Raw genomic sequence first — 22,245 nt, 5'->3', positions numbered from 1 at the left:
TGTTGAAATCATTAATTTTGTTAAATTTGAAAAAAATCGTCCTATATCAAAATCTCTCAAATGACTACAAATCTGAAAATTTTAATTGCTGATGATAGCGAGTTGATGCGAATTGTAATGAGGGGCTTTTTTACCAAATTGCTCATTTCGCCAGAAATCAAACAAACATCCAGTCTATCCGAAACCTTTGAATTACTAAAAGGTGAAACTTTTGACCTATTGATCTTAGATATCAACATGCCGGATGGCGATAGCAGCCCCAAGACCGTGCAAGAAATCCATGCCATGCAGCCCGATTTAAAAGTGTGCATGTTTTCTTCAAACGACAAAGCTTTGTTCGCCCACAGTTACTACGAGGCTGGTGCTGTTGGTTTTATTCAAAAGGACGAAAATATGAATGCTTCCACCACTGAACTTGTTGATCAGCTGTTTGCGAGCTAAACTTTTTGTAATTTTTGATCTTCGAGTTTGCCAGAAATTGATGCGCCGGCAACTAATAGTTCTTGGGTGATTGTTTTGGTATATTCGATAATTTCGGCTTTAAAATCTTTAACTGAAGCACCTGACCTAATTTCTTCTAGTCTTTTTTCCCACTGGCCTGTAAGTTCAGCTTGGGCAATTTGTTTGTCTTTTACAACCTCGTAAACGGCTAATCCCTTTGTTGTTGGCACCAGATTGCGTTTCTCTCTGGTAATGTATTCTCTGGTAATGAGCGTTTCTATAATTGAGGCACGCGTTGCCGGGGTACCCAATCCACTGTCTTTCATGGCATAACGAAGTTCTTCATCTTCAATTTCCTTGCCCGAAGTTTCTAATGCCTTTAACAAAGAGGCTTCGTTGTACATGGGTTTTGGCTTGGTTTGCTTTTCTAGTAAAGACTTTTCTGTTATTGGCAGTTGTTCACCAACCGCAACTTTTGGTAAGGCTGCATTGTCTTCATCTTTTTTATCATCTTCTGTTTCGTTAAAAACAGCGCGCCATCCCGCAGAGCGGATTACCGTTCCATTGGCAATAAAAGTTAGGCCAGATTGTATCGTAATCTTTGTAATTTCCTTTAAACATTCCTGATGAAAAGCTTCAATCATTCGTCCAACAACCATGTCATAAACGGCCTGTTTATCACTGCTTAGGCCATAGGCAGCTTCCCCTGTGGGTAGAACGGCATGGTGATCGGTTACTTTCTTCGCGTTGACACTGCGTTTATTCAGTTTTGCCGTTTGTAAAAACTGAGCTTGTTTTCCAAAATCGGGATGATCGGTAAATTTTGAAATCAAATCGGGTACGCCAGCGAAAACATCATCGCCAATGTAGCGGCTTCCTGTACGCGGATAGGAAACCAATTTGCTTTCGTACAAATTTTGTAAAATGTTGAGGGTTTGATCGGCTGTAAATCCTTTCTTTTTATTGGCTTCTTGTTGCAAGCTGCTTAAATCGTGCAATAAAGGTGGCGGTTCTTTCCTTGGCTTTGCTTCTACAGCCGTTATATTTCCGCCGTTTGCAAAGCCTGATGGTACATCTTCAATTAATCCAAAAAGTTTTTCGGCCTCTGCTTTATCCTTATAATTGCTAATGGAAACGGCTTTAAAGGTTTGCTCGTCTTTAATCAGTTGAATGCTAATTTGATAGTACGTTTGTGGTACAAAATTTTTTATTTCCAAAAAACGAGCACAAATCATGGCAAGGGTAGGCGTTTGGACCCTTCCTAGGGAAAGAACAGTTCTATTCCCTGCCGAAATACTAAGGGCTTGGGTAGCGTTCATACCCACCAGCCAATCAGATTCTGATCGGCAGTGTGCGGAATTGAAAAGGGTATCGTAATCTGTGCCAGGTTTTAAATTTCTAAAACCATCTTTAATGGCTTCATCCGTTTGCGATGAAATCCACAAGCGTTTAAATGGCTTTTTGCATTTCAAATAATAATAAATGTATCTAAAAATCAGTTCGCCCTCGCGTCCAGCATCCGTTGCGACAATAATTTCAGATGCTTCATCAAACAATTTTTTGATGGTGTCCAGCTGTTTTCTAACGGCAGGGTCTTCAACAAAACCATCTTTGGTTTTTATTTTCCGAATGGCGAGCTTAAATTTTTGAGGCAGCATAGGTAAATGCTGTTTTCGCCAGCCAATAAAACCATAATCTTGCGGTGGTGCCAATTGTAAGAGATGCCCAAAAGCCCAAGTAAAGGAATATCCTTTACCTTCAATGTATCCATCTTTTCTGGTAGTCGCTCCAAAAACTTTAGCAAGTTCACGACCAACAGAGGGCTTTTCTGCAATTACAATCTTCATGAATTGAAATGGTTTTCTAAACCCCAAAGATGATTAAAATTATTTGTGTACAACCTAATTTTTTACTCACAACATAACCTATTGGCTTAGAAACCTTTTCTGCATTTTTGTGTTCGCAGGGTAGCTTTTAGTAACAAAATCGATTTATTAAAATCTAAAAAATAGATATGAATCAGCTTTACGAATTAGAAGGGTGTACGATTAAGGTGGATATAGAACCTAAACTTATTCGGGTGTATGGCAATGCAGAATTGTGGCGTTTTTTGGATGGAGCGCCGAGTTTAAGGTTTGATGTGTTGATAGATACCATCAAGAAAGATTATGAAAATCATCTTGGAAAGCCATTAATGATAACCAATGATTCTCTAATTGTAGAAATTGTTGCCCATGTATATTGCGATTACATTGGATTGATCTTCAATCGTTTAGTGAAAATTAGTTTGATACAAAGGTTAGTGACCAAACTTTTGAAAAGGGCGGAAATTGTAGATTGCGGTGAAAAAGGCGTTGATAGCAATCGGTGGCTGTGGGATTATTTAGCGAGATATAAATTACAGATTGTTAAACTTTTACCCAAAAAACTCAATTCAACCAAGTTAAAACAGCATTAATCCATATTTGCTGCCAACACATCTTCTCGGTTTAAAACCATACTTGCCGCCAATTGCTCGTTTAAAAACTGTGAATTATAAGCTTGATCTGAATTGTTGATGAACATCACCGTTCGATCAGAAATGGTATTAATGACTTGATTGGCCAATTTGGAGTTTACCGCAGGGCAACCCTGACTTCTGCCCAATCTACCCAATTGATTGATACTTTCCTGGCAAACGTAATCTGCACCATGTACCACTATAGCCCTTTCTCTGGCGTTGTTGTTAAAACCCAAATCCATTCCATCTAATTTCAAAGAGCGCCCGTGCTTACCAAAGTAAGTTTCGCCTGTTAAATAGAAGCCGATGCTGCTTTGGTTTGAATTGATGTTATTGGAAAAACTGCTTGGTTTATCGCCTCCACTGTTTTGTCCATGTGCTACCCAAGTATTCAAAAGCAGTTCTTTTTTATCTAAATCAATAATATAAAGACGCTTTTTAGAACTTTCTTGATCGAAATCGGCAATGGTTAAAATGGATTTTGAATGCAGCAAACCAGCATATTTCAAGTTGTAAAATCCAGTTAAAGCCTTTTCGAAAACGACTTCGCTTAATCCAGCAGAATCTAAATGTGCGGTGTGATATAAGTTTGAAATGTAGCGACTGTATAAACTGTCTTGCGCTATATTTTTTACCGTTTGTTCTTGTGTGTGTGGAGCTTCTTTCGCTTTCCAACCTGTTCCGACAATGCTGATACTCACCAAAATAATCGTAGCAATGCCCAAGATGTTTCTCTTCATTAAAAGGATGTTTGTTTCAAATATAGAATAAGTATTACGATGAGAAAATAGATTTGTTGTGTCTGTTTAAATTGTCAGGATGTTTAGCAGTGTTCCTTTACATTAAGATGACAATAATAGATCTTTTTATAACCATTTGGAATGCCCTTTGAAATTAAATGTGTGATTATCACCAACAAAGCACGACCTTAGATGTTGTCATTTAAAGCTTTACAGAATGAAAATTTTACTTACAGGCGCAAACGGTTATATTGGAACTCGACTTTTGCCATTGCTTTTAGAAGAGAAGCACGAAGTGGTTTGTATGGTCCGCGATAAAAGAAGATTTGCGCTGCAATCTGATTTGAGTGACGAGGTTACCATTATTAATGGTGATTTATTAAATGCAGACACCTTAACAGAAATTCCTAATGATATTGATGCGGCCTATTATCTGGTGCATTCCATGTCATCAAGCGATGCAAAGTTTGAAGAGATGGAGAAAACATCTTCGGAAAATTTCTCCTCGGCGATACAAAAAACCAATTGCAAGCAAATTATCTACTTAACTGGCATTGCCAACGACGATCATTTATCAAAACATTTAGGATCTCGGTTGGCTGTTGAAGATGAACTTAAAGCATCAGGAATTGCTTGTACAATTTTGAGGGCAGCAATTATAATTGGTTCTGGAAGTGCTTCATTTGAAATTATTAGAGATTTAACCGAAAAGATTCCGGTTATGATCACCCCGAAGTGGGTGAAAACACGCTGTCAGCCCATTGGTATTAGAGATGTATTGGCTTATTTAACAGGTGTTTTGCATAATGAGAAATCATATAATGAAACCTTCGATATTGGTGGGCCTGATGTGTTAACCTATCGAGCTATGCTTCAGGGCTATGCAGATGAAAGGGGCCTGAAACGGTGGATCATTACCTTGCCCGTGTTAACACCCAGGTTATCATCTCTTTGGTTAAACATCATCACACCCGTACCTTATTCGCTTGCCCGTAGTTTGGTGGATAGCATGAAGAACGAAGTGGTTTGTAAAGACAATAGAATACACGAAGTGGTACCCAGAAAATGTTTAACCTACGCTGAAGCACTTCATTTAGCTTTCGAAAAGATTGATCAGAATTCTATTGTTTCGAGTTGGAAAGATGCGCTTAATAGAGGTTATCTGACTTCAAACTTTATGGATCAAATCAAAGTTCCGCAAAATGGCACTTTACAATATAAAGTTAGAATGCCTTTTGAGCGTAAGGCTGAAGAGGTTTTCGATAACATTTGGAGCATAGGGGGCAATCGGGGCTGGTACTATATGGATTGGCTTTGGCACTTTAGAGGATTCTTAGATAAAATGTTTGGAGGCGTTGGCACCAGAAGGGGGCGCACCAGCAATACCGATATACAAGCTGGCGATGTTTTGGATTTTTGGCGGGTACTGCTTGCCGATAAGAAAAGTAAAAGGTTGCTCTTGTTTGCCGAAATGAAAGTGCCTGGAGAAGCTTGGCTGGAACTGAAATTAATTGATTTTCATGGCAAAGCTTTTCTATCGCAAATTGCTACTTTTAGGCCAAAAGGCTTATGGGGCAGAATGTATTGGTACGCCATGTGGCCTTTCCACGTTGTGTTATTTAAGGGGATGGCGAAGCAGATTACAACATATAAACCAGAAAGTTAAATCATTTGTCTATTTTTACGGCTTAATATCAAACAAATGCCTAATCAAGATAAAGATTATTCTTTCTGGACCAAATACAAGCGTTTCGCATCTACAGAAATTATTATGTATTTGATTATGATTATTGGTATTGCCCTCGGCATTCTTATTTTGAGCTAAGTTCGGTTTAGGCCTAATTGAGAAAGGCTAAAACAAATCAACATCCATTATAAGGTGCTGAAATCAATTCGGCATTACGGACTAAGTCAAAAGATGATTATAGAATGTCTTTCAGGTTATATGCTAATTTTTCACCTAGGTTATTTTAAGCTAAGCGCCAATTTCAAATAATCTGCCGAATTTACATCCGCAATAAACTTCGAAAAGGCTTCATAACTTGTAGCGGGGAACGTACCATCATTCAGCACAAATTTTCTGTAATAAGTGAGCTTTTTGCCATCGATAGTAGTTTTTGAAATATACTCACCAAAAGGACTTTTCAAATTTTTGCGCTCTGGCTTAATAAATTCCATTTGAACGTTATCGGGTAGCGTGTAAGTAATTTCATCCTCATCGGTAAATCCACGATTCAGGTACACAGGCAAGGTTCTGTTCCGCACCTCAGGAATCGATTTTTTAATGTTGAATGCGTTCAGTTGTAAAAACATCTTCTGCGCATTAACCGGCGCGTAATTTTTAATGTTGATGTCGATATTTTCAGTAACTTCTGGATGTATATCTTTTTTTTGACTATAGATAACTGATTGAAAATCAATATTATCTATGTCGTAATAATCTTTAAGCAGTTTGTGCTGTTCGGCGACGGGTTTACCAATAATGTGCTCTTGATTATCGTACTGGGCACCAGAAAAAACAGTATTTACTTTTCCCGTAACGTTTCCATCGGCTTTCAAAATCAAATCTGCCTTTCTAATCTGAAGGTTGTTTTCTGTGGTCAATTTTGGCGTGTGGAGCAATTTTCCACCTTCAGCTGTACAGGCTAATACTAGCCTATCGTCTGTAAAATCACTTAAAAAGCCGAATGGAATTTTTTGACTCGTACATTCCAGCCAAGTGGTATCGCCCTTTAGCGGCATGCATAAAATGATGTGATTGCCTTGCACCATGCTGGCATAACTTGCATCGAAACTTTTTTTGGTACTGCCAGCCTCTACCACGCAGTAATAAGAATCGATGTTTACTGCCCTCAATAGGCTTTGCATATAGTTTACTAATGCTTTGCAATCCCCATATCCCAATCGATCTACCTCTGAGGCCGGCACGGGTTGGAAACCACCTATTCCGATTTGAACACTGATATAACGGGTTTTATCTTGGAGATATTGGTAAATTTTTCTGGCTTTATCTTGATCCGTCTTTTCATCTTTCACAAGATTTTTAATGTACTCAATTGTAGATGGAGCGAGTTCATTTCTTCCTTTCAATAAATCATCATAAATCCATTTGCCTAAATCCTGCCAATTGGAATAGCTTCCCCTTTTACCAAAATAAGTAAATTGTTGAGGGGCAATTTTTACGCTCGTTTCATAGCTTTCGGCATCCGGACTGTAGGGTTCTGTTTTTACCGCTACCACATTGCTTACTTTCCAAATGCGTGTTATTTGCTTTTCGGTACGGCTTTCTTCAGGTTCACCAGAAAAATTTTGAGCTTTAATTCTAACCACATCCGTGGGTCTACAAATAAAGGTGTACCTGCTTTTTTCAATCGAAACATCGTTACCGGGTTTCGGTACCCAGTCTGGTATAATCAGGTTTTGCTTGCTCCTAATTTCGAAATTATAAACTATGGTATATGGAAATTGATTAATAGAGGGTAGGTAGTGCTTTATACGGCTATCCACAAATAAAGAGAAACCATCTGCTGCGCTAACATCGGCGAAATTGTTTTGGTTAAATTTACTGATGAGCATGCCTGATGCGTTGTATATCTCTCCTTTGATACTTTTGATAGATACGTTTTTATCATAATGCAAAACCAATCGAGCATCTTCTTCACCATTCTCATTAAATACGGTAATTGCCTTTTTTACATTAAGCATCACATTGTCGGGAGATTGCATATCCACAACGCGTTCCTCATTCCTAATGCAAGAATTGGCCCTATTGCGCAGATTTGAAGGAATTAAATCAACGTCGTAATTGTCTTGGCAAAAAACAGGATTTGATAGGAAACAGAGCAATATAAAAGTGATGATTGACCTCATTTAGCGTTTTTTAAATAGAAGTTCTGTTTTTTGGTTTTGGATAATTTTACTGTAAAACGCCTTCAGTACCAAATATTCTTCTGCCGGGTATATGGCATTATTAAACTGTAAAATTTGGTTGCAGGAAATTGAATGATCCTGAAAAGTAGTTTGGAGCAAGTATTTTCCACCATTGTTCGGTAGGCCAATAGCCATGTCCTTGGGTTTTTCCAGTAATTCATATTGATCTGGCATGGCGATATTGATGATTATTCGTTCATCAGAAGCTGTACCTAAATCGATTGGATAGGTTCTGTCATTTAAGTTATATGGGTTTTTGGTAATGGTATTAATGAAAAACGGACTTAAATAGAATTGCGATGTAATGCCATCGTAAACCGTAAATTCTACGTCGTAACGCTCAGTTAAAGCATTTTCTACGCTATCCAAATTTTCAATTGTTTGATTTAAAATCTTAATTTTGGGCAGTCGATCATCCAATTTCTCTACATACTCATCGGTAGAACTGTAACGTTTGATGTCTTTTCTTTTGTTATAAGCTGCATATCCAAAACTGTGCGTGGTAATGGTGCCGATAATTTTACCGTCTTCATTCAGTTTGCCTGTTAAAATGTAGCTGGTCATCGTTTTTTGCGATGCTTTTAAATCCATCCAGTAAGAGGCCTTTTTTAAATTAATTACTCTACCTTGATCGTTTATGCAACGCAGTGGTAATAATCCGAAGGGTAGGAGCGGTTCTGATGCATCTAAAAGGTAGCTTTGATCGCCGATATTTACTTTGGCCACCACATAATTAAAATCGCTTACCACAGGGTACAGCTTGTTTACCGTTCCATTATCACGGGTAGAAAGAATTACGGCTTCTGCATCTAAATTTGCGGTTAGGAGTGCCGAAATTAGATTTAAGTTGATGTCGCCAGTATTTCCTGATCGAAGTTCCAAGGATTTTTTAATGTTGTCTTCAGAGTACATGCCAACATAATTGTTCCACTTAATTTGTTTTTTTACGTAATTATAAATGGCTTTGGCTTTGCTTAAATCGTCAGTTGCATCTTTCGTTATGGTTGGGATAAGATCTTTGTACACATCTTTTCGTTTCATCTGTAACCCGAAACTTTTATCGGTTGCCAACTCATAATTGATGTCTTCCCATTTTTTTGTGTAGGCTGTTTTGCCGCCATTAAGATTTTGTACCTCAGCTAATTCAAAGTAAATGGCAGATTTGAAGTTGCTCGGTGCTGTCATATTTTCTTCCTCAATAAATGCGGGCACGTTTTTCATGAGATAGGTAATTTTCGAACAATCAATGGTTGCGCCAGATAACCTTAAACATTCTTTAGCAAGTTCTACCTTTTGATCAGATAATTTTTGACTTCCGCGCAGGGAAACATTGTATGTGTAAATGCCCGGGATGTAAACCAGATATTCGCTATGTACTTTGGGGATATTGCTTTGAAATTCCCAAGTTTTGAAGTTAAATAAGTTTGGAGAGTTTAAACGATAGCTATACTCTATAACAGAACCCTCTTTAAGGTTGGGCAATGTGAATTTAGCGAGCATTAAATATTTGGATTTATTTTCAAGAAAAACACTCTTTTTATCCATAGCAGTTGCCACGAATTGGCCATTTTCAAAATTAAATGTTGATGCTTTTAAATCGGTAATGGTTTCTTCTCTGGTTTTATCCTTATACAAAGGGATGATGATGTTGGCATGATCAAAGCCTTCTTTGGAATAGATTTTGATTTTAACATGGTGTTCGAAAACGAGTTCTAAAGATCCCTTACTATCGTTTAGCTGAATAGAAGCGGTTCCAAACTCTTTTAAAACCACAGCATTGGCATTACTATCGAGTTGTTTTTTATCGAATTGATAATCATCAAATGTGATGGTTCCGAAGCTAAAGTTTTGAGCGTAAGCGGAAAAGCTTAATAGAAATAGGATAATTGTGGCTAGCGTATTTTTCATTAAGAGCGTTTAATAATTAAATGGCAATTTAAAGTTAGCAAGTAAGATTAAGAAATAATTTTACAATTATATTTTCAAATTAGTTACCGCTTTTAAGGAAGTAATGAAACCTTTTTAGCATTTTTGAATAAAAATAGTTTAGAACGTTGGTGACAAATCAATGTCTCAATCTCACATCATAAAATAATGAAATTAAATTTAAAACGTCCCTTAGCATTTTTCGATTTAGAGGCTACTGGTGTAAATGTTGGCGCGGATAGAATTGTCGAAATTGCAGTTTTAAAAGCCATGCCAGATGGTTCGGAAGTGGTTAAAACGTGGCGTGTAAATCCAGAAATGCCCATTCCACTACAAACATCCCTGATTCATGGAATTTATGATGAAGACATTGCAGATGCGCCCACATTTAAAACCCTAGCGCCAGAAATTGCCGAATTTATTGGAGAAAGCGATTTAGCCGGTTACAACTCGAACAAATTTGATATTCCAATGCTGTTAGAAGAATTTTTAAGGGCTGATGTGGATTTTGATATGAACGACAGAAAGTTTGTTGATGTGCAAAACATTTTCCACCAGATGGAGCAACGTACACTAAAGGCAGCCTATAAATTTTATTGTCAGGAAGATTTAGTTAATGCCCATGCCGCAGAGGCAGATGTTATTGCAACTTACAAGGTTTTGTTGGGACAGTTGGAAATGTACAAGGAAACGGAGTTTGAAAGTAAGCAAGGGGTAAAAAGCATTCCTGTGGTAAATGATGTTGATGCACTGCATGTTTTTACCAACATCAATAAGCCTGTAGATTTTGCGGGAAGAATGGTTTACAACGACAATAACGAAGTTTGTTTCAATTTTGGCAAGCACAAAGGTAAAACTACCGAACAGGTTTTCTCTGTGGAACCGAGCTACTATGCATGGATGAAACAAGGTGATTTTCCGTTATACACCAAAAAGAAATTGGACGAAGAATGGGCTAAGTTTAATGCCAAGAAACATGAGAATAGAGCACCACGTCCACAAAATCCATCTCCAGCAAACAAGCCTTACCAAAAACCGGCACCTCAGCCAAAAAAGGAAAAACCTGCCGAGCCGATTAACACCGACATGTTAGAGCAGTTGAAAATGAAGTTTGGGAAATAATCCTACTGCCCCAATTCGATAACATGTTATCCTTGAGTTAACTATATATGATAAAGTTTTTTAAAATTGTTTTTGCCTTATCCATTCTCGCAGGATCAGTTTGCGCACAAACACAGTTGCCTATAGAGCCAATCTTTCAAAATACGTACGCGAAAGGTACTAGAAATGTAGATGGTAAACCAGGTCAAAAATATTGGCAAAATATCGCTAATTATAACTTAAAGGTTAATTTTAACCCAGCTAGCCGACTGCTAAAAGGAAGTGTCGAGGTGGTGTACACCAACCACAGTCCAGATACCTTAAAAGAAATTTGGTTTAAGCTTTACCCTAATTTGTACAAGAAGGGTACGCCAAGAAAGACTAAATTTGCAGAATCGGATTTGGGTGAAGGGGTGAACATCAACAAAATGGTTTCCAATGGGAAAACGATAAGCAATTTTAAGATTGACGGAACCAACATGACCGTTAATGTTCCTGCGGTGTTGCCAGGAAAATCCATCACCTTTTCTATTGATTACCATTACACATTAAATCGGGGGTCGCACATGCGCACCGGACAGGTAGATGAAGGTTCGCATTTTGTGGCTTATTTTTTTCCTCGAATTGCCGTTTATGATGATGTAGATGGTTGGAATAAATTTCCATATACCGGTTCGGAAGAATTTTATAACGACTTTGATCATTTCAATGCCGAAATTACCGTACCGGGTGGTTATGGGGTTTGGGCCACTGGCGATTTAAAAAATGCATCTTCTGTTTTTCAAAAAGATGTGGTGAAACGAATGTTATCGGCCGAAAAAAATGATGCTGTTATAGATGTAATCACGGAAAAAGATTTAGCCGAAAAGAAAGTTACCCAGCCAAATCCGTTCAATACATTCAAGTTTGAAGCGAAGAATGTTACCGATTTTGTTTTTGCTTTGAGCGACCATTATTTATGGAAATCTTCCAGTTTGGTTGTAGATCCGACTACAAAAAGGAGAACCCGCGTTGATGCTGTTTTTAATCCAAAGCATAAAGATTATTATGAAGTGATTGATTTTGCCCGCAAAACGGTCGAATCCATGAGTTATAAGTTCCCAAAATGGCCCTTTCCTTACAATCACGAAACTATTTTTGATGGCTTAGACCAAATGGAATATCCAATGATGGTTAATGATAATCCAGTTGACAATCGGGCTGATGCCATTACTTTAACAGATCATGAAATTTTTCATACGATGTTCCCTTTTTACATGGGCATAAACGAAACCAAATACGGTTGGATGGATGAAGGTTGGGCCACAATAGGTGAGTGGCTTATATCGCCGATGATTGATTCTACGATAGTTGATGAATACGGCATCCAGCCAACAGCCTCATCATCAGGTGGAAAAGATGATACTCCAATTATGACGCTTACCCCAGATCTTAGAGGTTCTGGTTCCTTTACCAACTCTTACCCAAAGCCTGGTTTAGCCTATTTATACATAAAAGATTATTTGGGGGAAGAATTGTTTACAAAAGCTTTGCACACTTACATCAAAAATTGGAATGGTAAACACCCTATGCCCTATGATTTCTTTTACAGCATAAATGCTGGCAGTGGCAAAAATTTGAATTGGTTTTGGAAAGCTTGGTTCTTTGAAGGGGGCGTTACAGACATGGCCATCAAAGCCGTAAGCAAAACAGCAGATGGCTATTCAATTATCATTGAAAATAAGAGCATTAAGCCTTTACCAATCGACTTAACGCTAAGCTACAGCAACGGAACTGTTGAAAAAAATCACAGTACAATTGGCGTTTGGGAAAAAGGAAACAAACAGGTTGTAATTGACATTAAAACCAATAAAACACTTGAAAAAGTAGTGATGGGTAGTGCCCACATACCAGATAAAGTGAAAAGTGATAATAGTTATTCGGTTAATTAAGGGATTTAGTTTAAGAAGATTTTAAGAAATCGATATTTCTTTTTAAACCTTTAAACTTGGTGCGCTTAACCGCAGAACCTTTAAAGACTTTGGTGAAGACCTCATCCGTTAGCTCGATGAGGTCTTTCTCATTTAAATCCAGCAAGCCTTTTTGCGGATTAAAAGCTTCTTCATTGTGTGCTTTAGAAAAACGGTTCCAAGGGCAAACGTCCTGACAAATATCGCAGCCAAACATCCAATTGGCCATTTTATCTTTAAACTCTGTTGGGATTTCTTCTTTCAACTCGATGGTGAGGTAAGAAATACACTTTGATGCATCTACAACTTGTGGAGCAATGATGGCGTCAGTAGGGCAGGCATCCAAGCAGCGCGTACACGTACCACAGTGGTCGGTTTGGAAAGGATAATCGTAGTCCAGCTCCAAATCAATAATTAATTCTGCCAAAAAGAAGAAAGAACCATCCGTTTTGCTAATCAGATTCGAGTTTTTCCCAACCCAACCGATTCCAGATTTTTTGGCCCAAGCCCGATCCAAAACCGGAGCCGAATCAACGAAAGCTCTGCCAGATACTTCACCGATATTTTCTTCAATAAAGGATAAGAGGAATTTTAGCTTTTCTTTGATTACCGTGTGATAATCCTGCCCATAAGCGTATTTGGAAATTTTTGGTGCATGAACATCTGTTTGGTTTTCTTTTGTATAATAGTTTAAAGATAAGGAGATTACAGACTTCGCATCATCAACCAATAACCGTGGGTCTAATCGTTTATCGAAGTAATTTTCCATGTATTTCATTTCTCCATGGTGGTTATTTTTCAGCCATTTCTCTAAGCGGGGGGCTTCTTCTTCTAAAAACTCGGCTTTCGAAATTCCACAAGATAAAAAGCCTAGGCGAATGGCTTCATCTTTAATTAATTGGCTATATTTTGCAGAATTGTTGTACACAGATTTACAAAGATAGGGCTTATGTTTTAAAACCTTTTTACTAATCGCTTGTTGTAAAATAAGAAAACTAAATTAATTAATTACTGGCTTCTGAATGGTTAGAAGCCTTTACTCAAATAAGAAAATGGAAAATATAGATCCAAAACATGTCGAGTCTGGGGAAGCTCCGAAACCGATAGAGAAAGATTACGAAAGTCATAAAGAAGATCCAGGACCCGCGAAACCTGCTGTAACCGAAAGGGATGAAAATGGAGCAGGCTCGGTTTTGAAATGGATTCTGCCAATCGCCGTGATTATAGGCTTAATTGTGTGGTTAGCGCTTAGAAAATAATTAGCTTTAGATTAAATTTGAAATGCCGGTAAGTGATGTTGCCGGCATTTTTATTTTAGTTAGGATTTGCTAAGCTTTATTTTAAAAGCTTTGTTTGATACAAATCTGTTCTTCTGTCTTTTAAAACCTTTACAGTGCCATAGTGATGCAATTCATCCAATAAATGCAAATCCACATCTACCACAAGAACCATCTCCGTATTTGGGGTTGCTTCGGCCTTCACGGCATTGGTAGGAAAGGCAAAATCTGAAGGAGTAAACACCGCAGATTGTGCAAACTGTATATCCATGTTGTTTACCTTCGGGAGGTTACCCACGCAGCCTGCAATAGCTACATAACATTCATTTTCTATGGCTCTGGCTTGGGCGCAGTGGCGCACACGTGTATAGCCATTTTGGGTATCAGTTAAAAATGGAACAAATAATATTTGCATCCCTTGATCTGCATAAATACGACTCAACTCTGGAAATTCTACATCGTAACAGATCAAAATGCCCACTTTGCCACAATCGGTATCAAATACCTGTACCTTGTCGCCGCCCACCATTCCGTAATACTTTTGCTCGTTGGGTGTGATGTGGATTTTTCTATACTCATCAATTTTTCCAGTTCTATGGCATAAGTATGTAGCATTGTATAATTTACCATCTTCCAGCAAAGGCATGCTTCCGGTGATGATATTTACGTTATAACTGAGGGCATACTCGTGCATCCTATCCACAATTTCCTTCGTTTTTTCTGCCAATTTCCGCATGGCCTCAACTTCTGGTAAGTGATTGTAGGGCTGAAGGAGCGGCGTATTGAACAGCTCTGGAAACATGATAAAATCTGATTTGTAACCGCTCAATGCATCGACAAAAAATTCCACCTGCTCATAAAAAACATCCATATCGGGGAATAAGCGCATTTCCCACTGTACCAAACCTAAGCGAATGGTCATGGCCGAACGTGCCGATGCATCTATTCCTTGATAGTAAATGTTATTCCATTCAATCAAAGTTGCATATTCTTTCGACTCACGATCGCCAGGTAAATAGTTTTTTAATACCTTTCTAACGTGGAAGTCATTTGAAATTTGAAAGGTTAAGGTTGGATCGTAAATTTCTTTGGATTTTACTTTGTCTATATATTGTCTCGGACTTAATTCCTTTGCATGGGCATGGTAGCCTGGAATACGTCCGCCGGCAATGATACTTTTTAAGTTTAAGCTTTCGCAAAGTTCTTTTCGGGCTTCATATAACCTTCTACCCAATCGCAAGCCCCTAAACTCTGGATGGACAAAAATTTCGATTCCGTAAAGTGTGTCGCCATTAGGATCGTGGGTAGAAAAGGAGTAATCGCCGGTAATCAGTTTATAGGTATGCCGATCTCCATATTCATCATACTCTACAATTATGGCCAACGAACAGGCTACTACTTTATCATCAACTGCAATACAGAGTTGCCCTTCTGGAAAGATCGTTAAAAGTTTAGCGATGCTTGATTTTGGCCAAATTGATCCGCCCATACTATCATAGGCTTGCAGCATGGATTCCTTTAAATCGTTATAATCTTCGAGGGTTAATTTTCGTAATTCGATATTCATAAAATGTTTGGTTTACAATTAGGAACAGAACAGATGCTTCAATGTTTGTTTTCGGATCACTTTACCGCTAAAAAATATAAATTACCATACTCCTTTTAGGAATAAATAGTTTTATTTGGTATGTTTAATCATGACAGAAAATGAAATTATATACATTATAAGAGGGAGTATTTTTAGAGTGTACAACACGCTTGGTCCTGGACTTTTAGAATCGGCTTACGAGGCAGCTTTGAAATATGAATTGGAGAAATCTGGATTACAGGTTCGAAGTCAGGTTGCCTTACCGATGATTTACGAAAATATTTGAGTTGATGTTGGTTATAGATTGGATTTGGTAGTAGAAGTTAAAGTAATTATTGAGTTAAAATCTGTTGAAATGATGCTGAAAGTTCATCATAAGCAATTACTTACCTATTTAAAGTTATCGGGGATTAAACTCGGTTTGTTGGTTAATTTTAATACGGATAACATTGCAGATAGTATTTATAGGAAAGCTTATGGTTTGAAAGATTTTTGAAGTTGTTTTTTGCAGATAAGGGTGGGAGATTTGAGGAGATAGGAAGGATTTTTTCTTTTTTCCCCGCAGATGGACGCAGATAAGGGACGCAGATTTAAGGAGACACGAAGAATTGAACTTGGGGAAGGATTTTTTATTTTTTTCCCCGCAGATGGACGCAGATAAGGGACGCAGATTTAAGGAGATAGCACGGATTGAATCTAGGGGATGGATTTTTTTTCCCGCAGATGGGCACAGATAAGGGACGCAGATTTAAGGAGATAAATTTTAGTTTTTGGGTATAAGGGTTGGTGCGATAATAAATGTTGTGACCTAAATCTGTCTTGATTGGTCGTTTTATCGTTTGAAATTTGAGGGAAATCTTGGAACTAGAACAACTTTCCTGTTTGCCCTGGATAATTTTTCTTCAAATGTTTGTAAGCTGCCTCCGTAACCTCACGACCTCTAGATGTACGCATGATGTAGCCCTCCTGAATTAAAAATGGCTCATAAACCTCTTCGATGGTACCCTCGTCTTCTCCAACAGCAGTTGCAATGGTTTTTAAACCCACTGGGCCACCTTTAAATTTATCAATTATCGTTACCAGAATTTTGTTGTCCATTTCATCCAAGCCATGCTCATCAACATTTAACGCATTTAAGGCATAGCGAGCAATTTCGGTGTCGATGTTGCCATTACCTTTAATTTGTGCAAAATCTCTTGTTCTTCGCAGTAGTGCATTGGCGATACGGGGTGTCCCACGGCTTCTGCGGGCAATCTCATATGCACCCTCGTCGTTAATTGGAGTTTTTAAAATATCTGATGACCGTAATACGATTGTGGTTAATAGTTTGGCGTCGTAATAAGCTAAACGTGCATTGATGCCAAAACGGGCTCTTAATGGGGCCGTTAACAAACCAGAGCGTGTAGTTGCACCAACGAGCGTAAATGGGTTCAAAGAGATCTGTACAGAACGGGCATTTGGTCCAGTTTCTAACATGATGTCTATTTTGAAATCTTCCATGGCAGAATATAAATACTCTTCAACAAGGGGAGATAAACGATGAATTTCATCAATAAATAAAATATCACCGGTATCTAAACCTGTTAACAAGCCCGCTAAGTCGCCAGGTTTATCCAGCACTGGGCCAGAAGTAACTTTAATGCCAGCACCCATTTCATTCGCTATGATGTAAGAAAGTGTAGTTTTGCCCAATCCCGGAGGTCCATGCAGCAACACATGATCCAAAGCTTCGCCACGCAGTTTAGCGGCCTGAACAAAAATCCTGAGATTTTCCATTACTTTTTCCTGCCCCGTAAAATCTTCGAAAGCTTGTGGTCTTAAAACCCGCTCTATATCGCGATCAGTTGGGGTTAAGTGGCTTGCCTCTGGATCCAGATTTTCATTCATATTTGATATCAGGTGTTGGTGTTATGGTATGGTCGAATACTATACTGCAATATTTGGCTAAATTAAAACAAAATACTCAAATTATTAGCATTTTGTTTTCGGTAAAGTGGTGTTTAAGAATTCGGTTTTTTAAATTTATCAGAAACCACCATATCTTTTGATCCGGCGGTGTATTTGTAAAAGCCTTCACCAGTTTTGATGCCTTTTCTTCCAGCAGCAACCATATTAACCAATAACGGACATGGTGCATATTTAGGATTTCCAAAACCATCGTGCAAAACCTTTAAAATAGCCAAACAAACATCTAGACCGATAAAATCTGCCAATTGTAAAGGCCCCATCGGATGTGCCATCCCCAATTTCATAACGGTATCAATCTCATAAACACCTGCTATACCCTCAAACAAAGTGTATATGGCCTCATTAATCATTGGCATTAAAATTCTGTTGGCTACAAAACCAGGGTAATCGTTTACCTCAACCGGGACTTTTTGCAGGCTTTCGGAAAGTGACATAATCAGCTGAGTCGTTTCGTCACTGGTTTGATAACCTCTAATCACCTCAACCAATTTCATTACGGGTACGGGATTCATAAAGTGCATTCCAATTACTTTATCGCCACGTTGAGTAACAGATGCAATTTGAGTAATGGAAATAGAGGATGTATTTGATGCCAAAATAGCTTCATTTGGCGCTGATTGATCAATCTCTTTAAAAATCTTCAGCTTTAGATCGATGTTTTCAGTTGCCGCTTCTACTACTAAATCAGCTTCTTTTACACCCTCTGAAATAGAGGTGAAAGTGAGTATGTTTTTTAGCGTCGCTGTTTTCTGATCATCTGTCAACGTGCCTTTCGAAACTTGTCTGTCTAAATTTTTAGTGATGGTTTGCAATGCCTGATCGAGCGCATTTGGATTTACATCGATAAGATTAACTTGAAAACCGAATTGAGCAAAGGTATGTGCAATGCCATTGCCCATTGTACCCGATCCGATGACTGAAATTTTTTCTATCATTTTGGTTAGTTTTTCGACTTAAAAAGATTGAGTTTTTTTGTAAGTTGGTTTTGTCCTATAAATCTTAAATTATGGGGCTAATCTAGTTTTCACCCATTCTTTTTTGATCCATTCGTAGTTAATCCTGTCGTGTAAACGGCTGCGTCTGCCTTGCCAAAATTCTATCCTTGTTGGCTTAACAATGTACCCACCCCAGTGCGCCGGTTTGGCTACCATTTTATCCTCATTCTTTTTACTAAATTCTTCGAAACGTTCTTCTAAAAAAGCTCTGTCGGGAACTACCTGGCTTTGTGGAGATACAATGGCTCCGATTTGACTTGCTTTTGGGCGGGTAAGGAAGTAAGCCTCAGAGGTTTCCTTATCTAGTTTCTCAACAGATCCTTCTATTCTTACCTGTCTCTCCAACTCTGGCCAAAAGAAAACTAGGCAGGCATAAGGGTTCCTTTTTAATTCTTTCCCCTTTGCGCTTAAGTAATTGGTAAAGAAGCGGAATCCATCTTCATCAACACCTTTCAGTAATACGATGCGAGCATCGGGTCTGCCTGATTTATCTGCGGTAGCCAAAGTCATCACATTAGGCTCATAAATTTTTGCTTCAACGGCGTGGTCGAACCATTTTTTAAACTGAGTAATGGGGTTATCATCTACGTCAGTTTCGTCTAATGTTGCGCTTTTGTAATCTTGGCGCAGGTTTTGTAGAAATTCATTTGTAACTTGCATTTAACAAAAATAGGCATCTTTTATGGTGCTACAAATGATATTTATCATGCTGAACAATATAAAACCAAAAACAGGCCGAATACTGATCTCAGAACCCTTTATGGCCGATCCAAATTTTAAAAGATCTGTTGTTTTATTAACTCAACATGATGAGGAAGGTTCAGTTGGGTACATCTTAAATCAGGTAGGTAATCTTATTTTGAGTGATGTGATACAGGATTTATGGGAAGGCAATAATCACATTTATTTTGGGGGACCGGTAGCAACGGATACACTGCATTTTATACATAGATGTTATGATAAACTACAAAGCGGTGAACCTATTGGAAACGGACTATTTTGGGGTGGAAACTTTGAGACTTTAAAAATCTTAATCAACACCAATGCGATAAGCGAAGATGAAATTAAATTTTTTATGGGATATTCTGGATGGGATGATGGGCAATTGGCCAAGGAACTGGAACAGAATTCCTGGATGGTGAGCGATGTATCAGACCCTGATATTATTTTTAACGTGGACGATGAAAAGCTTTGGCGAGATGTGATTGTTAATTTGGGCCCTAAATATGCCCATATCAGTAATTTTCCATCCGATCCTAATTTGAATTAGTGGTGGTGGTAAAAGATTTTTGATTCTTTTTCAATGGGCAAATTGGATGAATCGCTAATTGTTCCTTCCAATTGATGTCTTAAATCATTTTTAATACTCACATTCGTATTGCTAACGAATCAAAAATCTTCAAGAATAAATAAAATCTGAATTTTGAGTTTTGGTATCTCGGTTATAACGACATCCCAAACTATATCATAATCAATTCCGAAATAATGATGGATAATTCTATTTCTCAAATCCGACATTTCTCTCCAAGAAACTAACGAGTATGCTTCTTTTAAATCAGGATGTATCTTAGAACTTGCTTCACCAATAATCTCAAGGCTTCTACAAATGGCTTTTGATAGCCTTTCGTCTTCTAAGAAATTTTGATAGGTATTTAGTTCGCTTTCTTTGAGAAGGTATTCGCATTCTTTTAAGATATGTTTTAAAAACTCAACTTGAGAAAGTAACATATTCAACAGAATTTAAAATATGAGGACCAATAAATGGACTGAGCGATTGTTTGGTTACCAAATCCACCTTCCTACCAAATAAATTTTCTAAAAAATAATTCAGTGACATGAAATTTTTGAAAGTCTTTCTATCCTTTTTAATATCCACAAGTAAATCAATATCGCTATCCAAGTTTGCGTTGTTCGTTAAAAAAGAACCAAAAAGCCCAATCTCTAATACCCCGAAAACTAAAAGGTCCTGTCTTTTATCTTGAAGATTATGAAGTATTTCACTTTTTGTTATCAACCTTTCCATGCTTTAAAAATAAGGAAATTACTCTAATTACTCATACTTTCTGCGCTTTCCTCTACCTTCCTCCTAAGTTCATCCTTATAGGCTTGCATTTTAGCAGTGAGTGCATCATCAGCAGTAGCTAAAATTTGTGCAGCCAATAAACCTGCGTTTTTAGCTGCATTTAAAGCAACTGTTGCTACCGGAATTCCATTCGGCATTTGTAAAATAGATAAAATGCTATCCCAACCATCAATAGAATTTGATGACTTTACTGGCACACCAATTACGGGCAATGTGGTAATGGAAGCCACCATTCCAGGTAAATGCGCAGCTCCACCAGCACCTGCTATAATTATCTTTAAGCCTCTACTGTGCGCTTCCTTGGCGTAAGTAAACATCCGCTCGGGTGTTCTATGTGCAGATACTACCGTAATCTCATAACTGATTCCAAATTCTTTAAGTATGTCAGCAGCGTCTTGCATAACAGGTAAATCAGATTTGCTACCCATTATAATTCCAACGCTGAAATTTTGTGAATTTGTATTGCTCATGATGTGTCTTTTACGTTTTATAGAGATAAAATTATGCGATTACTTTTAATGTTTTTTGTACGTATCTGGCTTTCTCAATAGCTTTTTCCCGATCGATATCTACAATGGTAACATGACCCATCTTGCGGAAAGGCTTAGTATATTTTTTGCCATAAAGGTGTACATAAACACCATCAATTGACAAAACCTTTTCCAAATGTTCATATTTTGCTACGCCTTCATAACCCTTCTCGCCCAATAAATTAATCATAATGGCGTTCGTAATGCTACTAGTATCGCCCAAGGGCAAATTATAAATAGCGCGTAAATGTTGTTCAAACTGCGAAACATAATTGCCTTCAATAGTGTGATGGCCACTGTTGTGCGGCCGCGGAGCAACCTCATTTACAAGTAGTTCTCCATCTTTGCAAACAAACATCTCAACCGCCAAAATTCCGGTAATATTCATGGCAGAGGCAATGTTCTTCGCAATATTTTCAGCTTTTTGCTGCAAACTTTCTGCATAGGTTGATGGAGAAATTAAAAACTCCACCAAGTTGGCTTCCGGATTAAATTCCATCTCCACCATCGGGAAAGTTTTCATATCACCTTTTGAGTTTCGAGCAACAATTACGGCGACTTCTTTTTCAAAATCTACCAGCTTCTCAATAATACAAGGTGCATCAAAAGCCTTATTTAAATCCTCTGCACTGTTAATGCGTATTACCCCTTTACCATCATAGCCATCCTTCCTAAGTTTTAGGATGTAGGGGAAATGAAAGGGGCTATTCTCCATATCTTCCTTTGTATTTACAATTTGGAAAGGAGAGGTGGGTATATCATTTTCTTTAAAAAATTGTTTCTGAACACCCTTATCCTGAATCAACCGAATTACTCTCGATTGCGGAAAAACCTGTTTGCCCTCTTTTTCGAGTTGCTCCAAGGCCTCGATATTTACTTTTTCAATTTCAATGGTAATAATATCGGCCTTTTTACCAAAATTATAAACGGTATCAAAATCTGTGATGGAGCCGTTTTCGAAATAATTTGCGATGTGCTTGCAAGGAGCGTCAGGATCGGGGTCTAAAACTAAAGAAGTAACATTATAATTAATCGCCTGTTGGATCAGCATTCTGCCCAATTGTCCACCGCCTAAAATGCCCAACTTTAATTCGCTTATTTGTTTTGCCATCAAAGAAATTGATTTTTTTAAGATGCAAAAATAATAAAAAGAATACGGATAGAGGAACAATGATTCATTTGAATGAATTAAACTTACACTAGTTGTTTTGCCGTAC

The 22,245-nt window shown here is 37.9% G+C and carries 21 protein-coding genes and 1 pseudogene; 9 read left to right on the top strand and 13 right to left on the bottom strand.

The window, feature by feature from the left end; translation table 11 throughout:
- The first annotated feature begins 60 nt into the window (after positions 1–60).
- On the top strand, positions 61–441 hold the full coding sequence (locus tag DHW03_RS04710; protein ID WP_109924558.1) for a response regulator: 381 nt from the start codon (positions 61–63) through the stop codon (positions 439–441).
- Here the strand turns inward: DHW03_RS04710 and DHW03_RS04705 are convergent.
- Positions 438–2,288 (bottom strand): DNA topoisomerase 3, encoded by a 1,851-nt coding sequence (locus tag DHW03_RS04705; RefSeq protein WP_109924557.1) that lies wholly within the window; start codon positions 2,286–2,288, stop codon positions 438–440. The two genes, DHW03_RS04710 and DHW03_RS04705, sit on opposite strands and share 4 nt — an antisense overlap.
- Before the next feature lie 167 nt (positions 2,289–2,455).
- Between DHW03_RS04705 and DHW03_RS04700 the strand changes: the two genes are divergently transcribed.
- Positions 2,456–2,899, top strand: coding sequence for a hypothetical protein (locus tag DHW03_RS04700; protein ID WP_109924556.1), 444 nt, complete (start codon positions 2,456–2,458; stop codon positions 2,897–2,899).
- Here the strand turns inward: DHW03_RS04700 and DHW03_RS04695 are convergent.
- Positions 2,896–3,681 (bottom strand): murein L,D-transpeptidase catalytic domain family protein, encoded by a 786-nt coding sequence (locus DHW03_RS04695; protein ID WP_109924555.1) that lies wholly within the window; start codon positions 3,679–3,681, stop codon positions 2,896–2,898. The two genes, DHW03_RS04700 and DHW03_RS04695, sit on opposite strands and share 4 nt — an antisense overlap.
- 217 nt (positions 3,682–3,898) lie before the next feature.
- Between DHW03_RS04695 and DHW03_RS04690 the strand changes: the two genes are divergently transcribed.
- Both DHW03_RS04690 and DHW03_RS19565 read left to right on the top strand, forming a co-directional pair.
- The gene (locus DHW03_RS04690) at positions 3,899–5,347 is read left to right on the top strand and encodes an SDR family oxidoreductase (protein WP_109924554.1); all 1,449 of its coding nucleotides are present in this window, start codon (positions 3,899–3,901) and stop codon (positions 5,345–5,347) included.
- A 36-nt stretch (positions 5,348–5,383) separates the two neighbouring features.
- On the top strand, positions 5,384–5,506 hold the full coding sequence (locus DHW03_RS19565; protein ID WP_262503167.1) for a hypothetical protein: 123 nt from the start codon (positions 5,384–5,386) through the stop codon (positions 5,504–5,506).
- Between the two features lie 140 nt (positions 5,507–5,646).
- Here DHW03_RS19565 and DHW03_RS04685 read toward each other — a convergent pair whose 3' ends face one another.
- Together DHW03_RS04685 and DHW03_RS04680 are read right to left on the bottom strand one after the other, a co-directional pair.
- The gene (locus DHW03_RS04685) at positions 5,647–7,551 is read right to left on the bottom strand and encodes a DUF3857 domain-containing transglutaminase family protein (RefSeq protein ID WP_109924553.1); all 1,905 of its coding nucleotides are present in this window, start codon (positions 7,549–7,551) and stop codon (positions 5,647–5,649) included.
- On the bottom strand, positions 7,552–9,519 hold the full coding sequence (locus tag DHW03_RS04680) for a DUF3857 domain-containing protein (RefSeq protein ID WP_109924552.1): 1,968 nt from the start codon (positions 9,517–9,519) through the stop codon (positions 7,552–7,554).
- A gap of 186 nt (positions 9,520–9,705) precedes the next feature.
- On the opposite strand from DHW03_RS04680, the gene DHW03_RS04675 reads away from it, so the two are divergent.
- On the top strand, positions 9,706–10,659 hold the full coding sequence (locus DHW03_RS04675) for a 3'-5' exonuclease (protein ID WP_109924551.1): 954 nt from the start codon (positions 9,706–9,708) through the stop codon (positions 10,657–10,659).
- A gap of 47 nt (positions 10,660–10,706) precedes the next feature.
- The gene (locus tag DHW03_RS04670) at positions 10,707–12,569 is read left to right on the top strand and encodes a M1 family metallopeptidase (protein WP_109924550.1); all 1,863 of its coding nucleotides are present in this window, start codon (positions 10,707–10,709) and stop codon (positions 12,567–12,569) included.
- 10 nt (positions 12,570–12,579) lie between these two features.
- Here DHW03_RS04670 and queG read toward each other — a convergent pair whose 3' ends face one another.
- Positions 12,580–13,515, bottom strand: coding sequence for a tRNA epoxyqueuosine(34) reductase QueG (gene queG, locus DHW03_RS04665; protein WP_109924549.1), 936 nt, complete (start codon positions 13,513–13,515; stop codon positions 12,580–12,582).
- Between the two features lie 124 nt (positions 13,516–13,639).
- On the opposite strand from queG, the gene DHW03_RS04660 reads away from it, so the two are divergent.
- Positions 13,640–13,846, top strand: a complete 207-nt coding sequence (locus tag DHW03_RS04660; protein WP_109924548.1) for a hypothetical protein — start codon at positions 13,640–13,642, stop codon at positions 13,844–13,846.
- Positions 13,847–13,922: 76 nt separating this feature from the next.
- On the opposite strand, the gene DHW03_RS04655 is transcribed toward DHW03_RS04660, so the two are convergent.
- On the bottom strand, positions 13,923–15,431 hold the full coding sequence (locus tag DHW03_RS04655; RefSeq protein ID WP_109924547.1) for a carbon-nitrogen hydrolase family protein: 1,509 nt from the start codon (positions 15,429–15,431) through the stop codon (positions 13,923–13,925).
- 130 nt (positions 15,432–15,561) lie between these two features.
- On the opposite strand from DHW03_RS04655, the pseudogene DHW03_RS04650 reads away from it, so the two are divergent.
- A pseudogene (locus tag DHW03_RS04650) lies at positions 15,562–15,948 on the top strand (GxxExxY protein).
- Positions 15,949–16,316: 368 nt separating this feature from the next.
- Here the strand turns inward: DHW03_RS04650 and ruvB are convergent.
- From ruvB to pdxH, 3 genes are all read right to left on the bottom strand, one after another.
- Positions 16,317–17,339: a Holliday junction branch migration DNA helicase RuvB gene (gene ruvB, locus DHW03_RS04645; protein ID WP_109924546.1), complete on the bottom strand. Its 1,023-nt coding sequence runs from the start codon at positions 17,337–17,339 to the stop codon at positions 16,317–16,319.
- Between the two features lie 113 nt (positions 17,340–17,452).
- Positions 17,453–18,355, bottom strand: coding sequence for a 3-hydroxyacyl-CoA dehydrogenase family protein (locus tag DHW03_RS04640; RefSeq protein WP_205940959.1), 903 nt, complete (start codon positions 18,353–18,355; stop codon positions 17,453–17,455).
- Between the two features lie 69 nt (positions 18,356–18,424).
- Positions 18,425–19,075 (bottom strand): pyridoxamine 5'-phosphate oxidase, encoded by a 651-nt coding sequence (gene pdxH, locus DHW03_RS04635; protein WP_109924545.1) that lies wholly within the window; start codon positions 19,073–19,075, stop codon positions 18,425–18,427.
- A 46-nt stretch (positions 19,076–19,121) separates the two neighbouring features.
- On the opposite strand from pdxH, the gene DHW03_RS04630 reads away from it, so the two are divergent.
- Positions 19,122–19,685: a YqgE/AlgH family protein gene (locus DHW03_RS04630; protein WP_109925012.1), complete on the top strand. Its 564-nt coding sequence runs from the start codon at positions 19,122–19,124 to the stop codon at positions 19,683–19,685.
- Between the two features lie 119 nt (positions 19,686–19,804).
- On the opposite strand, the gene DHW03_RS04625 is transcribed toward DHW03_RS04630, so the two are convergent.
- From DHW03_RS04625 to DHW03_RS04610, 4 genes are read right to left on the bottom strand one after another with little or no spacing between them, the layout of a single operon-like run.
- On the bottom strand, positions 19,805–20,143 hold the full coding sequence (locus DHW03_RS04625; protein ID WP_109924544.1) for a HepT-like ribonuclease domain-containing protein: 339 nt from the start codon (positions 20,141–20,143) through the stop codon (positions 19,805–19,807).
- Entirely contained in the window at positions 20,124–20,438 is a 315-nt protein-coding gene (locus DHW03_RS04620) for a nucleotidyltransferase family protein (RefSeq protein ID WP_109924543.1), read from the bottom strand. Before DHW03_RS04620 ends, DHW03_RS04625 begins: the two co-directional genes overlap by 20 nt.
- A 23-nt stretch (positions 20,439–20,461) precedes the next feature.
- Positions 20,462–20,968, bottom strand: a complete 507-nt coding sequence (gene purE, locus DHW03_RS04615; RefSeq protein WP_109924542.1) for a 5-(carboxyamino)imidazole ribonucleotide mutase — start codon at positions 20,966–20,968, stop codon at positions 20,462–20,464.
- A 31-nt stretch (positions 20,969–20,999) separates the two neighbouring features.
- Positions 21,000–22,139, bottom strand: a complete 1,140-nt coding sequence (locus DHW03_RS04610; RefSeq protein ID WP_109924541.1) for a 5-(carboxyamino)imidazole ribonucleotide synthase — start codon at positions 22,137–22,139, stop codon at positions 21,000–21,002.
- Positions 22,140–22,245: the final 106 nt, after the last annotated feature.

Origin of the sequence: Pedobacter yonginensis (assembly GCF_003173595.1) — a bacterium.
Classification (GTDB): domain Bacteria; phylum Bacteroidota; class Bacteroidia; order Sphingobacteriales; family Sphingobacteriaceae; genus Pedobacter; species Pedobacter yonginense.
Note: the sequence above shows the minus strand (reverse complement) of the source record. Positions and strands in the feature narration are given on the sequence as shown.